The sequence below is a fragment of the Sphingobium sp. VMM genome, assembly GCF_056790315.1.
Window position 1 is genome coordinate 19,197 of sequence record NZ_JBXGSI010000019.1, and the last position, 14,400, is coordinate 33,596.

General features: G+C 66.7%; 14 protein-coding genes. 12 read left to right on the top strand and 2 right to left on the bottom strand.

The features are described from left to right. From rutA to ACUCV3_RS21040, 11 genes are all read left to right on the top strand, one after another. Nucleotides 1-1,095 carry a pyrimidine utilization protein A gene (gene rutA, locus ACUCV3_RS20990; protein WP_482241113.1) on the top strand — a complete coding sequence of 365 codons (1,095 nt, stop codon included), beginning with the start codon at nucleotides 1-3 and terminating at the stop codon, nucleotides 1,093-1,095. A gap of 191 nt (nucleotides 1,096-1,286) precedes the next feature. After that, on the top strand, nucleotides 1,287-1,877 hold the full coding sequence (locus ACUCV3_RS20995; RefSeq protein WP_279730866.1) for a M17 family peptidase N-terminal domain-containing protein: 591 nt from the start codon (nucleotides 1,287-1,289) through the stop codon (nucleotides 1,875-1,877). Between the two features lie 50 nt (nucleotides 1,878-1,927). Next, a complete protein-coding gene (locus ACUCV3_RS21000) occupies nucleotides 1,928-2,590 on the top strand; it encodes a response regulator (RefSeq protein WP_052076695.1) in 663 nt (220 codons plus the stop codon). Nucleotides 2,591-2,820: 230 nt separating this feature from the next. Continuing rightward, a complete protein-coding gene (locus tag ACUCV3_RS21005) occupies nucleotides 2,821-3,480 on the top strand; it encodes a hydrolase (protein ID WP_037512509.1) in 660 nt (219 codons plus the stop codon). Nucleotides 3,481-3,574: 94 nt separating this feature from the next. Next, entirely contained in the window at nucleotides 3,575-4,411 is an 837-nt protein-coding gene (locus tag ACUCV3_RS21010; RefSeq protein WP_482241114.1) for an alpha/beta fold hydrolase, read from the top strand. A gap of 22 nt (nucleotides 4,412-4,433) precedes the next feature. Next, nucleotides 4,434-4,694 (top strand): XapX domain-containing protein, encoded by a 261-nt coding sequence (locus tag ACUCV3_RS21015; RefSeq protein ID WP_125987670.1) that lies wholly within the window; start codon nucleotides 4,434-4,436, stop codon nucleotides 4,692-4,694. 80 nt (nucleotides 4,695-4,774) lie between these two features. Continuing rightward, complete coding sequence (locus tag ACUCV3_RS21020; RefSeq protein ID WP_279731723.1) at nucleotides 4,775-6,619, top strand: amidohydrolase; 1,845 nt, start codon at nucleotides 4,775-4,777, stop codon at nucleotides 6,617-6,619. Nucleotides 6,620-6,754: 135 nt separating this feature from the next. Further along, nucleotides 6,755-7,645, top strand: a complete 891-nt coding sequence (locus tag ACUCV3_RS21025) for a VOC family protein (protein ID WP_279731724.1) — start codon at nucleotides 6,755-6,757, stop codon at nucleotides 7,643-7,645. A 1-nt stretch (nucleotide 7,646) separates the two neighbouring features. After that, entirely contained in the window at nucleotides 7,647-8,075 is a 429-nt protein-coding gene (locus ACUCV3_RS21030; RefSeq protein ID WP_482241115.1) for a DoxX family protein, read from the top strand. Further along, a complete protein-coding gene (locus ACUCV3_RS21035) occupies nucleotides 8,068-9,444 on the top strand; it encodes an alginate export family protein (protein ID WP_279731725.1) in 1,377 nt (458 codons plus the stop codon). Before ACUCV3_RS21030 ends, ACUCV3_RS21035 begins: the two co-directional genes overlap by 8 nt. 20 nt (nucleotides 9,445-9,464) lie before the next feature. Beyond that, nucleotides 9,465-10,166, top strand: coding sequence for a YoaK family protein (locus ACUCV3_RS21040; RefSeq protein WP_279731726.1), 702 nt, complete (start codon nucleotides 9,465-9,467; stop codon nucleotides 10,164-10,166). A 3-nt stretch (nucleotides 10,167-10,169) separates the two neighbouring features. Here the strand turns inward: ACUCV3_RS21040 and ACUCV3_RS21045 are convergent, their stop codons facing one another. Both ACUCV3_RS21045 and ACUCV3_RS21050 read right to left on the bottom strand, forming a co-directional pair. Then, nucleotides 10,170-10,745 (bottom strand): TMEM175 family protein, encoded by a 576-nt coding sequence (locus tag ACUCV3_RS21045; protein ID WP_010338162.1) that lies wholly within the window; start codon nucleotides 10,743-10,745, stop codon nucleotides 10,170-10,172. Beyond that, nucleotides 10,742-11,323, bottom strand: a complete 582-nt coding sequence (locus ACUCV3_RS21050; protein ID WP_279731727.1) for a helix-turn-helix domain-containing protein — start codon at nucleotides 11,321-11,323, stop codon at nucleotides 10,742-10,744. Before ACUCV3_RS21050 ends, ACUCV3_RS21045 begins: the two co-directional genes overlap by 4 nt. 156 nt (nucleotides 11,324-11,479) lie before the next feature. Here ACUCV3_RS21050 and ACUCV3_RS21055 point away from each other — a divergent pair, with 156 nt between their 5' ends. Next, nucleotides 11,480-14,398, top strand: coding sequence for a ligand-binding sensor domain-containing protein (locus ACUCV3_RS21055; RefSeq protein WP_482241116.1), 2,919 nt, complete (start codon nucleotides 11,480-11,482; stop codon nucleotides 14,396-14,398). Nucleotides 14,399-14,400: the final 2 nt, after the last annotated feature.

Consider the following 14,400-nt stretch of genomic DNA (forward strand, 5'->3'; position numbering starts at 1 on the left):
ATGCAGGTCGGCGTTTTCGTTCCCATCAACAATAATGGCTGGCTGATCAGCGAGAACGCCCCTCAATATCTGCCGAGCTTCGACCTCAACAAGGACATCGCCCAGCGCGCCGAGAAACATGGCCTCGATTTCCTGCTGTCGATGATCAAGCTGCGCGGTTTCGGCGGCAAGACGCAATTCTGGGAATATGGGCTGGAAAGCTTCACGTTGATGGCCGGCCTTGCGGCGGTGACGGAGAAGATCAAGATCTTCGCCACCTGCCCCACCCTGATCATCCCGCCCGCCTTTGCCGCACGCATGTGCAACACCATCGACAGCATCAGCCATGGTCGCTTCGGCCTCAACCTCATCACCGGCTGGCAGCCGCCCGAATATACCCAGATGGGGCTTTGGCCAGGGGACGAGCATTTCCGCAATCGCTATGATGTGCTCGACGAATATGCCCGCGTGCTTCGGGAATTGTGGGAGACCGGTCGATCGGACTTCAAGGGGCAATATTATCAGATGGATGACTGTCTGGTCCGCCCCCAGCCGCAGGCCGACATGAAGATCATCTGCGCCGGATCGTCCGACGCGGGCCTCGCCTTCTCGGCCAAATGGGCGGACTATGCCTTTTGCCTCGGCAAGGGCGTCAACACGCCGACCGCCTTCGCCTTGAACAATGACCGCCTTGCGAAATTCACGGCGCAGACCGGCCGGGACGTGTCGGTGTTCGTGCTGGTCATGGTGATCGCGGCGGAGACCGACGAGGAGGCCATGGCCAAGTGGCAAAGCTATAATGACGGCGTCGATATCGAGGCGATCGCCTGGCTGGCCGACCAGGGCGCGAAGGACACCGTCAACACCGACACCAATGTGCGCCAGCTTGCCGCGCCCGAAGGGGCCGTGAACATCAATATGGGCACGCTGGTCGGCAGCTATGCCAGCGTGGCACGAATGCTGGACGAAATGGCGCAGGTGCCCAATACCGGCGGCGTGCTACTGACCTTCGACGATTTCCTGGAAGGGGTGGAAGCGTTCGGCACGCGCATCCAGCCGCTGATGAAGAGCCGCGCCGAAAGCGCCCGACATTCCCAATCTTCCCACAGAAGTTAACCACCAAAGCCGTTGGTAGCCGGGACGCCTGGATGCACGCCTCCCCCTTTCCCACCACGGCAATTCCGCATGATTGTCCAAATCCCGCGCGCCCTGGCCACGACGCGGGCGCCATGTCCCTCTAGCTTGGCCCAAGGAGACGCCGACCCGCACGGCTGCGTCATGGCGGGAGGATCAACAGGGTGGCGAGCATGGATGCGCCGATCGTCGGCACATATCGCACCGTCCGCTTCCGCGCCGGGCCGGTCGATCCGATCGCGAGCGATGTCGATCTGCTGATCGTCGGCATGCCGGTCCTGTCCGCCACGAGCCGGATCGATCCTGGCGCCTGCGCGCTCGACGCCGCCCTGTCAGGCACCTTGTCGCAACTGCGCGCGGGCGGCCTGTTCGACGGCAGGTTCGGCGAGACGATGATCCTGTCCAGCCCGCCGCCGCCGGTGCGCTGCCGGTCGCTGATGATTGTGGGCATGGGAGAAATCGACGATCTGGATGCCGAACGGCTGGGCCGGCTGGCCGCCGTGGCGATGCGCGCAGCGCTCCGGCTCGACAGCTGTTCGATCGCCTGCCTGCTGCGGCTGCTCGATCCGGCGGCAACGAAGGTTGGGCAACGCGCTGCCGCCCGTGCGATGATGGCCGGCGTGCTGGCGGCGCTGGACGCCTATCTCTCTCCCGGTCCCGCTCCCGGCCGGTTCGCCGGCCTGAACTGGACCTTCGACCAGCCCGACAACGCCGCCGACGTGCTGGGCACGATCATCGCACAATGGCCGGCCGCGCCGCGATGAGGCGCGACTATCGCATGGACTTGGGAAGCGGAACACGCCACTCTGGCGCGATGCAGCCCGGTCCGATCCACAGCCACGACATGCAGCCTGCGATCACCCCCATATCGATCCTGGTGGTGGACGATCATGCGCTGCTGCGTGAGGGCGTGCGGGCGATGCTGGCGACCCAGGCTGACATGCGGATCGTCGGCGAGGCGGACAATGGCCGGCGCGCGGTAGAGGAATATGCGCGGTTGCGCCCCGACATCGTGCTGATGGACCTGCAGATGGCGGAAATGCCGGGGCTCGACGCGATCGCCGCGATCCGGGCCATCCATCCCGACGCCCGGATCATCGTGCTGACCACCTATTCGGGCGATGGCCGCGCAATCAAGGCGCTGCGCGCAGGGGCGATGGGCTATCTGCTCAAGGCCAGCCTGCGCAAGCAGCTGCTCGACGCGATCCGGTCCGTGCATCTGGGCGGCAAGCATCTCGACGCCACCGTCGCCACCGCGATCGCCCTGCATGTGCTGGAAGACCCGCTGACCGAGCGCGAGATCGCGGTGCTTTCGCTGGCGGCCTGGGGCAACAGCAACAAGCAGGTCGCGGCGCGACTCGATATCAGCGAAGAGACGGTGAAGGGCCATATGAAGTCGATCTTCTCGAAGCTCGACGCGACCGATCGCACCCATGCGGTGACGCTGGCGATCAAGCGCGGACTGATCGACCTCTGACGACACGGCGCGCGAGCGCCCCCTTTGCATCGGAATGATCGCTAACATGTCAGCCTGATCCAAGATCGGGCGGCGACGGACAGCTATGATCGCGCGCGTCAGGCCAGTGACTGACCATTTCTATTTTTTAGAACAAGCCGGTGCATTTTATCTGGATATTTCGGATCAGGCACGCCGGCTAACACTGTCTTCACAGCAGCGACGACTGCTCGAAACCAAGGAGCCGACCCATGACGATCACCGCCACGCCGACGCCGGGCAAGTCCCTCATCTCGCCGACCGACCATATTTTGGTCCTGATCGACTTCCAGTCGCAAATGGCCTTCGCCACCAAGTCGATCGCGCCGGAACTGCTGCGCAACAATGCCGCCCTGATCAGCCGCGCCGCCAAGTCGTTCGGCGTGTCGACCATCCTGACCACCGTGGCCGAAAAGAGCTTTTCGGGGCCGATGTTCAGCGAGATCACCGACGCCTTCCCTGGCCAGCCCCTGCTCGACCGCACCAGCATGAACACCTGGGAAGATGCCGCCGTGATCGAGGAAGTGAACCGCATCGGCAAGGAGCGGATCATCTTCGCCGGCCTGTGGACCAGCGTCTGCATCGTCGGCCCGGTCGCCTCCGCGATCGACCAGGGCTTCGACGTCTATTTCATCGCCGACGCCTGTGGCGACATCAGCGAGGAAGCACATGAGCGCGCCGTGCAGCGCATGATCCAGCTCGGCGCCAAGCCGATGACCTCGCTCCAGTACATGCTGGAACTGCAGCGCGACTGGGCGCGCACCGAAACCTATGAGTCCACCACCGGCATCGCCAAGGAATTTGGCGGCGCATACGGCCTGGGCATCAAATATGCGAAGGCCATGTTCGGCGCCTCCGAAGGCGGCCACTGACCTGCGCCAGGGGCCGGCGGTGCCTCCCCCTCTCCCCACGCACCGCCGGTCCCTCCCCCTCTCCCCTTTCCCCACCCGAGCAAAGGAAATCCCCATGAGCTTCGTGACCACGGATGACGGCGTCGACATCTTCTTCAAGGATTGGGGTCCAAAGGACGCCCAGCCCATCATGTTCCACCATGGCTGGCCGCTGTCGGCGGACGACTGGGACGCGCAGATGCTGTTCTTCCTGTCGAAGGGCTATCGCGTCGTCGCCCATGACCGTCGCGGCCACGGCCGCTCGGCCCAGGTGAGCGAAGGCCATGACATGGCACATTATGCCGCCGACGCCGCCGCCGTCGCCCGCCATCTCGACCTCAAGAACGCCATCCATATCGGTCATTCGACCGGCGGCGGCGAAGTGGCCGCTTATGTCGCCCGCCATGGCCTGCCCGAAGGCCGCGTGGCCAAGGCCGTGCTGGTCAGTTCGGTGCCGCCGATCATGCTGAAGACCGACCGTTATCCCGGCGGCCTGCCCATGGACGTGTTCGACGGCCTGCGTGCCGGCCTGGCCGCCAACCGTGCGCAATTCTTCCACGATGTCGCCGCCGGCCCCTTCTACGGCTTCAACCGCGACGGCGCGGACGTGAAGCCGGCCGTCATCGACAATTGGTGGCGCCAGGGCATGATGGGCAGCGCCAAGGCCCATTATGAAGGCATCAAGGCCTTCTCCGAAACCGACCAGACCGACGATCTGACCGCGATCACCGTGCCGACCCTGGTGCTGCATGGCGATGACGACCAGGTCGTTCCCTACAAGAATGCCGGCGTGCTGCAGGCGCAGATCCTGCCGAACGCGACCCTCAAGATTTACGAGGGCTATTCGCACGGCATGCTGACGGTGAATGCCGACGTGCTGAACGCCGACATCCTCGCCTTCATCCAGGCCTGATCGCAGACGCAGGAGACCGGCGATGAAAGTCTATCTTCTCTCCCTCGGCGCCGGTCTCCTGGTCGGCATCGTCTATTCGCTGCTGGGGGTGCGCTCGCCCGCGCCCCCGGTGGTGGCCCTGATCGGCCTGCTGGGCATATTGGTCGGCGAACAGATCGTGCCGCTCGCCAGGCGCTGGGCCGATGCCCATGAACTGACCCGCTTCGTGCGCAACGAATGCCGCGACCATGTGCTGGGCACGCTCCCGAATAATCAGGCCGACAATCAAAAGGGCGACGCGTGATTACCCGCCGCGACGCCATGGCCGGGGTGGCCGCCTCTGCCCTTCTCTCCCCCTTTCCTGCTCAAGCCAAGGACAGCCCCATGACCGACACGATCATCGTCAATGCCAAGGTGACGACGCTGGACCGGAGCAATCCGGTGGCGGAAGCGGTCGCGATCCGCGACGGCAAGTTCCTGGCCGTGGGCAGCGAAGCGGAGGTGCGCGCCGCCGCGCCGGATGCGACGGTGATCGATGCCAGGGGCCATCGCCTGATCCCCGGCCTGATCGACAGCCACATGCACATCATTCGCGGCGGCCTGAATTTCAACATGGAGCTGCGCTGGGACGGCGTGCCGACGCTGGCCGAGGCGATGGATATGCTTAAAAGCCAGGTCGCCCGTACCCCTGCTCCGCAATGGGTCCGCGTGGTCGGCGGCTTCACCGAACATCAGTTCGCGGAAAAGCGCCTGCCGACCATCGCCGAACTGAACGCCGTCGCGCCCGACACGCCGGTCTTCATCCTGCACCTCTATGATCGCGCGCTGCTAAACGCCGCCGCGCTGCGCGTCGTGGGCTATACCAAGGACACGCCCAATCCGCCGGGCGGCGAGATCGTCCGCGACGCGGCTGGCAACCCGACCGGCCTGCTGCTGGCCCAGCCCAATGCGACCATCCTCTATTCGACCCTGGCCAAGGGGCCGAAGCTGCCGCAGGACTATCAGCTCAATTCCACCCGCCACTTCATGCGCGACGTCAATGCGCTGGGCGTGACCGGCGTGATCGACGCGGGCGGCGGCTTCCAGAATTATCCAGACGATTATGAGATCATCGAGAAGCTGCATCAGGAGGATCAACTGACCGTCCGCATCAGCTATAATCTCTTCACCCAGAAGCCGAAGGAGGAGCTGGCCGATTTCTCCGGCTGGGTTCGCCAAGTCACGCCGGGGCAGGGCGACGATACCTATCGCCATAATGGCGCGGGCGAGATGCTGGTCTATTCCGCCGCCGACTTCGAGGATTTCCGCCACCCCCGGCCGGACATGGCGCCCAGCATGGAAGGCGATCTGGAGCCGGTCATCCGCCTGCTCGCCGAACATAAATGGCCCTGGCGCCTGCACGCCACCTATGACGAGACGATCGGCCGCGCGCTCGACGTCTATGAAAAGGTGAATCGGGATATCCCTTTGCAGGGCATCAACTGGTTCTTCGACCATGCCGAAACCATCAGCGACCGCAATATCGACCGGATCGCCGCACTGGGCGGCGGCATCGCGGTGCAGCATCGCATGGCCTATCAGGGCGAATATTTCGTGGAACGCTATGGCGCCAAGGCAGCCGAGCGCACCCCGCCGATTTCCCGCATGATCGCGGCGGGCATCCCGGTTGGTGCAGGCACCGACGCCACCCGCGTCGCCAGCTACAATCCATGGGTATCCTTGAGCTGGCTCGTCACCGGCCGCACCGTCGGCGGCTTCGCCCTCTATCGCGGCGACAATCGCGTCAGCCGGGAAAAGGCGCTGGCGATGTGGACGCACGAGAATACATGGTTCTCCAACGAGATCGGCAAGAAAGGGCAGATCAAGGCCGGGCAACTGGCCGACCTCGCCTTGCTGTCGGCCGACTATTTTGCGGTGCCGGAGGATCAGATCGTCCATATCCGATCGGTCCTGACCCTGCTCGGCGGCAAGGTGGTCCATGGCGAGGGCGATTATGCCCCGCTGGCGCCCGCCCTGCCAAAGCCCATGCCCGACTGGTCGCCGGTCGCCACCTTCGGCGGCTATCACAAGACCCGTGAGGCGCGCGCGCAGCTGGCGTCGGCCTGTGGCTGCCATTCGGCCTGCGGCGTCCATGGCCATGACCATGCCGCGGCGCTGGGCGCCGATGCGCCGGCCGCCGATGTCCAGACCTTCTGGGGATCGCTGGGCTGCGGCTGCTGGGCCGTCTGACGATAACCGCAAATCATTGTCATTCCCGCGCAAGCGGGAATCCATCTCGCAACCAAGCCCGACGGCGCAACGCCCGGAGATGGATCCCCGCCTTCGCGGGGATGACGAGAAAGACTTCCTGCCTGGAGATAGTCTATGAAGCGCTTCGCCTTCCAATTCGCCGCCGCCGTCCTGATGCCTATGCCGGTCGCCATCGCAAAGCCCGCCGCCAGCGCCGATTATGCGGTCGGCCCGCAATATGACACGACCCATGTCTATGTGCCCGAAGGCCAGTTCGACGCCTTCGTCACCAGCTTCGTCGCGACCTTCGGCGGCAAGACGTCGAAACAGGGCGAGTTCCAGGTGACACCGACGCCCAGCCTGACCAAGTCGCAACTGGCACTGACCCCGGCGGGCACCGTCTCGGTCTTCGGCTTCAAGACGCCGATCCCCTATCCGTTCGGCGATGAGCGGACCGGCTATCTGGTGAGCGACATGGACGGTGCCGTTGCCTCCGCGCTCAAGCATGGCGCGGTGCGCCGCATCACTACCTTCCCCGACCCCATCGGCCGCGACGTGGTGGTGCAATGGGCCGGCGGCGTGAACATGCAGCTCTACTGGCACACCGCCAAGCCCAGCTATCCCGCGCTGACCACCGTGCCGGAAAACCGCATCTACCTGACCGCCGACGTCGCTGACCGGTTCATCAGGGACTGGACCGGCTTTGCCCATGGCAGGATCGTCTCCGACGATCGCGCCGCCAAGGGCGAGGAAATCGGCCAGCCCGGCAAGACCATCCGCCGCGTCGCCATCGAGAGCGGCTATGGCAAGATGACCCTCTTCGTCTCGGACGGCCAACTCCCCTGGCCCTATGGCCGCGACATGACCGGCTATGAGGTCGCCGACATGGACGCCACGCTGGCCAAGGCGAAGACCGCCGGCGTCGAAACATTGGTCGCGCCGCAGAGCATCGCCGGTCGCCAGAGCGCGATCCTGCGCTTCCCAGGCGGCTATATCGCCGAAGTTCATGCGCCCGAGGCGAAGTAAAATGCGCGCCGACCGCGATCCCCGCTTCGTTGACGCGATCCTCGACTGGAAGCCGACCTGGTTCAACGCCCGGCTGCTGCTGGTCGGCGCCTATCTGCTGGGCGGCATCGTCAAGCTGACGGACTGGCCGGCGGCGGTTGCCGAGCAGGCGCATTTCGGCATGAACCCGCCAGCGCTCTGGGCCGCGCTCACCATCGCGATCGAACTGATCGGGCCGATCCTGATCCTGACCGGCCGCATGGCCTGGCTGGGCGCGGGGATGCTGGGCGTCTTCACCCTGCTGGCCGCCTTCACCGCCAACGCCTTCTGGATGATGCCGATGGGGCAGGAGCGGTTCATAGCCACCAATGCTTTTTTCGAGCATCTGGGTCTGATCGGCGGCTTCATCCTGGCGGCGCTGGTCGCCGAACAGGCGCAGCGCCGTGTGTAAAAAATCAGTCTGCCTTGCCCTCTCGCTCTGCGCTTGCCCGCCGCTGGCCGCGCAGACGCGGGAGGCCTGGCAGGCGCCGACCCTGTCGATCACCCGCTATGACGAGGATTGGTCGGATCTGGCGGACGCTCAAAAGCGCAACCATCACTGGACGGGGCAGTTCAAATATATCCCGCTGGGCGCCGATGTCTGGCTGTCCACCGGCGTCGAGCTGCGGCTGCGCAACGAAAATTATGCCGACAATCTCTGGGGCGGGGCCGATGCGCCCGACGACAGCTATTTATGGGCACGCGCCATGCCCTATGCCGACCTGCATGTCGGCGCGCCGGACCGGCTCCATGCCCGTGCCTTTGTCCAGCCGATCATCAGCCATGCGGTCGGCGTTGCGCCCTCGGCCAGCCCGATCGACCAGAGCCGGCTCGACCTGCTCCAGGGCTTTGCCGAAGTCGGCGCCGGCCCCGTCACCCTGCGCGCCGGGCGCCAGATGGTTTCACTCGGCACCGAAAGGCTGGTCGGCACCCGCTATGGTCCCAACACCCCGCTGGCGTTCGACGGCGTGCGCGGCAGCCTGTCCCTGGGCGAAGGCCGCGCGCTCGACCTGTTCCTGCTCAACCCGGTACAGCCCGGCCCCGCCAGTTTCGACGATCGCACGTCCGACACCCGCAGGCTGTGGGGGGCCTATGCGACGCTGCCGGATCTCGACCTCTATTATCTGGGCTATCGCAACCGCGCCGCGCGCTTCGGCGGGCTGACCGGGCGGGAGGAGCGCCACAGTTTCGGCCTTCGTTCGCACGGCGTGCGGGGCGACTGGCACTGGAATGTCGAGGGCGTCTATCAGTTCGGCCATTATGACGGGCAGCGCATTACCGCCTGGACGCTCGGCACCGAAGTCGGCCGCACCCTGCCCGGCCTGCCGCTGTCGCCCGACGCCACCTTGCGCTTCAACATCGTGAGCGGCGATCGTGACAGCGAAGATGACAGGCTGGGCACGTTCAACGCGCTCTTCCCCAAGGGCAAATATTTCGGCGAACTCTCGCCCGTCGGGCCGACCAACATCGTCAGCCTCAATCCCCGGATCAGCGCGCCGCTGAGCGACGGCTTTTCCGCCAGCGTCGCCGGCATGGCCTATTGGCGATACGCCCGCCATGACGGCGTCTACGACATTCCCGGCAACCTGATCCGTGGCCCCGGCGACAGCCGCGCCCGCTTCATCGGCAAGGAGGTGGAGGCGACGCTGGCCTGGCAGGCGACGGCAGAGCTGGAACTGTCAACTTCGCTGTCATTTTTCGCGCCGGGCGCCTTCATCCGTGAGACCGGCCCGGCCCAGACCATCGCCATGACCGGCCTTGAGGCCAATTTTCGTTTCTAGATCCTGTGAGGAGCATCATCATGCCGCCAGCGTCCCAAAGCGCATCCCCCCTGCCCGGCTTGCTGTTGCTGCTGTCGGCGACCACCGGCCTGGTCGACGCGGTCAGCGTGCTGGGCCTGGGCAAGGTGTTCACCGCCAACATGACCGGCAATGTCGTGTTCCTGGGCTTCGCCGCGGCGCAGACGCCGGGCTTCAGGGTGGCGCCCTATCTGGTCGCGCTGCTGACCTTCTTCATCGGCGCGCTGATCGCCGGCCGGGTCGGCCAGGGCTTGGGCAAGCGCCCGCTGCGCCACTGGCTCACCCTCGCCGCGCTGATCGAGGCGGCCTTGCTGTGGATCGCGGCGATCGTCGCGCTGAACTTCCATGTGCCCACGCTCCAGCCCGCCACCGGCCTGTTCGCGATCATTGCGCTGACCGCCATCGCCATGGGCTTTCGCAACGCCACCATCCGGCAGTTGAAGGTGCCCGACCTCACCACCACCGTGCTGACCCTGACCGTCACCGGCATTGCGGCCGATTCCAGCCTGGCGGGCGGCGCCAATCCCAATCTTGGCCGGCGGATCGCGGCGATCGTCGCCATCTTCGCGGGAGCGGCGGCCGGCGCGCTGATGGTGGTGCATATGGGGCTGGCGCTGCCGCTGCTGGTATCGGGCGCGATCGTGCTGGTCGGCACCCTGCTCTGCGTCCGCCACCCGGCCGCCGCCCTGCCCCACGGGGGCTGAAGATCAGGGCAGCGCGACCCGCGCGAACCGCCGGTCGGGCACGAACCAGAGCGCGACGACCAGCACATAGAGCGCGACCGCCAGCCAGCGGCTGACGAAGCTCAGGGGAATGGCCGCGCCATAAATGGCCAGCGTTCCCCACCCCTTCCAGTCCATGCCGAGCGCGCGGGCGAGCCTGGAGCCTGCGCCATTGCAGGCGATGATCGCCCGTTCGGTCAGGAAATAGCCGATCGCCGCCGCGCCCAACACCATGCCATAGGCCGCCGTCGCTCCGGTCGACCAGGCGCTCTCGTCCAGCCAGCGGATGACGAACGGAACCAGGCTGAGCCAGAAGAGCAGGAAGAGATTGGCCCACAGCACCCGCCCGTCGATGCGCGGGTTGAGCTGGAACAGATGATGGTGATTGTTCCAGTAGAGGCCGACATTCACGAAGCTGAGCAGATAGGCGATCAGCAACGGCAGGCATTGGGTGAGATCGGCGAGCGATCCCCCGCGCGGCACCTTCAGTTCCAGCACCATGATGGTGATGATGATCGCGATCACCCCGTCGGTGAACGCCTCCAGCCTTTTGCTGTTCATGCCTGTGCCGCCAATGGCGATCCCTGCCAGGTCCGGCGCCAGGACAGCGGCGTGGTGCCGACCAGCCGCTTGAACAGCCGGGTCAGGTGCGCCTGGTCGGTCAGGCCGCAGGCGCTGGCGATGTCCGACAGGCTGTGGCCGGTTTCCAGCATCAGCCGCTGTGCCCGGCGGATGCGCTGGCGGATGACATAGGCATGGGGCGTCTCGCCCATGCTGACCTTGAACGCGCGGCAGAAATGACCGGGGCTCAGGCTCGCCACCAGCGCCAGTTCCTCCGTCACCAGCGTGCGGCCCAGCCGCGTCTCGACATAGGCGGTCACCTTGCGCAATTGCCAGCCGGCCAGCCCGCCGGTCGGCGGTGGGCAATGGCTGTCGGGACGCCGGGCCAGCATGGCGACGCCGTCGTCCGCATCCGTGCCCTGCCGCAGCAGGTTGCGCAGTTGATCGAGGCACAGGTCCGCCCGGTTGGGGTCGCGATGCAGCAGCATCTGCGCCCGCGTCAGCAGGTCCAGAAGCGGCGCGGCGTCGAGCCGATGCGGCAGGTTGGGGCGCGTGTTGAGACTGGCGATATCCGGCATGGCGGGAATGATGCGGCTGCGTCACGATTTCCCAAAGCCCGGATGGAGGGGGCGAGCGTCCCTCTAACGGGGGGCTTGTATCGCATCGGCCCGCAGCGCTACGGCTGTCGATTCCTCCCGCCCCAAGGCCCCCATGTCGCGAACGAGCAGAAGATCATGAAGCGCCGGGCGATCATCACGGCGAGCGCGGCCATGCTGCTGGCCCAGCCGGGGCAGGCGCTGGACCCGAGCCAGTCGATCAGCCAGTTGCGCCACAGCCGCTGGACACTGAAGGACGGAGCGCCGGGCAATGTCCGTGCGCTGGCGCAGGGCAAGGACGGCTATCTGTGGCTGGGATCTTCGACCGGCCTCTACCGCTTTGACGGCATCCGGTTCGAGCGCATGCTGGCCGATCGCGACGACCCGCGCCGATCCTTGCAGGTCACCGCCCTGCTGGCGGCGCGCAATGGCGACATCTGGGTCGGCCATGATTTCGGCGGCATCGCCCTCTATCGCGACGGCCATATGCGCGATGCCAATCCCTGGCCGGCGCAGGGCGGCGTCGCCGGCATCGTGGAGGCGCGCGACGGATCGATCTGGGTCGCGGCGGAAGCCCGCGGCAAGATGCTGCTATCGCGTTACCAGCATGGCCGCTGGCGCCGCTATGGCGCGCAGCAGGGCCTGACCGACGGCATGATGGGGCCGATGCTGGCCGCGTCGGACGGCAGCCTCTACCTCGCCTTGCCGCCGCACCTGCTGCGGCTGGCGCCCGGTGCCGCGCGCTTCGCCCCGCTGGCGATGCAGGTCGCCCCCTTCGCCGCGCTGGACGAGGACAGGGCGGGCCGGATATGGCTGGCGGACGACAGCGGCATCCGGCCGATTTCCGGCGGGCAGGCCGCGGCCCGGCTCGATCCCGTCAACACCCCCTATGTCACCCGCCATATCCATGTCGATCGCCAGGGCACGGCCTGGATTACCGGTCAGAATGGCGGCCTGGCGCGGCTTCCTGCGGGCGGCGACAAGGTCGAGGCCGCGGCCGGGCACATGCCGCTGTCGCTCGCCGCGCTGGAGGACCGGGAAGGCAATATCTGGGTCGGCACCGAGACCGGGGTGGAACGCTATGCCGCCGCCAGCCTGATCGGCGCGGGCGAGGAGGCGCTGGTGACCGGCTTCGTCGCGCCGGCGCGATCGGCCCATATCTTCTATGCCGGTATCGGCGGCGTCTACCGCGTCGGGCCGGGCCAGCGCCAGCCCCGGCTGATCTTCCCGCGCGCCGACATTGGCGTGCTGTGCGGCGACGACCGGCAATTGCTGGCGATCAGCCTGGAAGGCGCCTTCTTGCTCGACCTGGACGACCGCGGCGATGTCCGCCGCACGACGTCGGTCGAAGGGCCGCTGTCGGTCAGTTGCGCACGCGACGATCGCGGACAGTTCTGGACCGGGATGGACCGGCTCTACCGGCTGGACGGCGGGCGGCTGGTGCCGGCGAGCGGCGCGGCGGGGCAGCCGGGCGGCACCATCACCCTGTTGCGCGCCGATGGGCATGGCGGCCTGATCGCCGGGCGCAGCCGGCGCGGGCTGCTGCGCATTCGCGATGGCGAAGAGACGGCGCTGCTGCCCGCCGGGACCAGCCCGATCGGGTCGATCCTGACGTTGCGCGCGGATGGCGAAAGCTGGCTAATCGGCGGGATGAAGGGGCTGGCGCGCCTGAAGGGTGGCCGGTTGCAGTCATTGGGCGAACGCACCCATCCCTATCTGGCCGGGATTACCGGCATCGCCCGCACCGCCGATGGCTGGACCTGGATCAACGGTGCAACCGGTATCGTGCGGATGCGCAGCGATGCGCTGGACAAGGGCCTTGCCCAGCCCGATCGCCCCATCCCCTATCAGCGGGTCGGCCAGGAAGCCGATTATCGGGCGCGATCCAACCTGTTCGAGGCGAACGACATCGCCCTCGATCGCGACGGCCAGCTCTGGTTCGCCACCGATCAGGGTCTGGCCTGGAGCGATCCCGCCCGGCTGGCCCGCAATGGCGTGCCGCCGCCCGTGGCGATCCGGTCGCTGCGGGTCGATGGCAAGGCCTATCCGCTGGCCGCGGGCCGCATCGCCCTGCCCGCCCATAGCGGCCGGGTGCAGATCGACTATAGCGCCCTCAGCCTGACCGATGCGGCGCAGAACCGTTTCCGCTATCGGCTGGAGGGCAGCGGCACCGGCTGGTTCGATGCCGGGACGGAGCGGCAGGCGCTCTATACCAATCTGGCGCCCGGCCAATATCGCTTCCTTGTGATCGCGGCCAACAATGACGGGGTATGGAACAGGCAGGGCGCAGCGCTCGCGTTCGAGATCGCCCCAGCCTTCTACCAGACGCGCTGGTTCCGCATCCTGTGCATCAGCCTGATCCTGCTGGCCGGCTGGCTGCTCTACCGCCGGCGCCTGCATGTCGTGACCGAGCGGGCACGCAGCCGGGTCGAGGCACAGTTGACCGAGCGCGAACGGATCGCACGGGAACTGCACGACACGCTGTTGCAGGGGTTCCAGGGGCTGATGCTGCGCTTCCAGGCGGTGGTCGAGTTGCTGCCGCGCGGCGAACGCGCCCGCACCGAGCTGGAAGGCGCGCTCGACCGGGCCGAGGATGTGCTGGTCGACAGTCGCGAGCGGGTCCATTCGCTGCGACAGGCATTGCAGCCGGTGGCGATGGCGGTCCGTCTGCGCGCGCTGTTGGACGAGATGGTCGGCGACCGGCTGGACTGGCGCGTCGAGGAGGCCGGCACCGTGCGGCTGGTCTGCGCCCCGGTCGCCGACGAGATGATGCGGATCGCGCGCGAGGCGATCAGCAACAGCCTGCGCCATGCGGCGGCGCGGACCATCATCGTCGAGCTGCATCATGGCACCGACCGGCTGTCGCTGGCGATCATCGATGATGGCATCGGCCTGTCCGCAGCGGTGCTGGCGGCCGGATCGCGCGAAGGCCATTATGGCATGGTCGGCATGCGCGAACGGGCGCAACGGATGGATGGCGCGGTGGAGATCATCTCCACCACCAGGACCGGCACGACCATCCGCGTGACCGTGCCGGCCCGTGTCGCCTATCTGTGAGC

What these genes read in the sequence shown, in the direction of transcription:
- ACUCV3_RS20995 (WP_279730866.1), top strand. Translation starts at nt 1,287, where the DNA reads ATGGATGCGCCGATCGTCGGCACATATCGCACCGTCCGCTTCCGCGCC.
- ACUCV3_RS21040 (WP_279731726.1), top strand. Translation starts at nt 9,465, where the DNA reads ATGCCGCCAGCGTCCCAAAGCGCATCCCCCCTGCCCGGCTTGCTGTTG.
- ACUCV3_RS21010 (WP_482241114.1), top strand. Translation starts at nt 3,575, where the DNA reads ATGAGCTTCGTGACCACGGATGACGGCGTCGACATCTTCTTCAAGGAT.
- ACUCV3_RS21050 (WP_279731727.1), bottom strand. Translation starts at nt 11,323, where the DNA reads ATGCCGGATATCGCCAGTCTCAACACGCGCCCCAACCTGCCGCATCGG.
- ACUCV3_RS21055 (WP_482241116.1), top strand. Translation starts at nt 11,480, where the DNA reads ATGAAGCGCCGGGCGATCATCACGGCGAGCGCGGCCATGCTGCTGGCC.
- rutA (WP_482241113.1), top strand. Translation starts at nt 1, where the DNA reads ATGCAGGTCGGCGTTTTCGTTCCCATCAACAATAATGGCTGGCTGATC.
- ACUCV3_RS21015 (WP_125987670.1), top strand. Translation starts at nt 4,434, where the DNA reads ATGAAAGTCTATCTTCTCTCCCTCGGCGCCGGTCTCCTGGTCGGCATC.
- ACUCV3_RS21030 (WP_482241115.1), top strand. Translation starts at nt 7,647, where the DNA reads ATGCGCGCCGACCGCGATCCCCGCTTCGTTGACGCGATCCTCGACTGG.
- ACUCV3_RS21005 (WP_037512509.1), top strand. Translation starts at nt 2,821, where the DNA reads ATGACGATCACCGCCACGCCGACGCCGGGCAAGTCCCTCATCTCGCCG.
- ACUCV3_RS21000 (WP_052076695.1), top strand. Translation starts at nt 1,928, where the DNA reads ATGCAGCCCGGTCCGATCCACAGCCACGACATGCAGCCTGCGATCACC.
- ACUCV3_RS21025 (WP_279731724.1), top strand. Translation starts at nt 6,755, where the DNA reads ATGAAGCGCTTCGCCTTCCAATTCGCCGCCGCCGTCCTGATGCCTATG.
- ACUCV3_RS21020 (WP_279731723.1), top strand. Translation starts at nt 4,775, where the DNA reads ATGACCGACACGATCATCGTCAATGCCAAGGTGACGACGCTGGACCGG.
- ACUCV3_RS21045 (WP_010338162.1), bottom strand. Translation starts at nt 10,745, where the DNA reads ATGAACAGCAAAAGGCTGGAGGCGTTCACCGACGGGGTGATCGCGATC.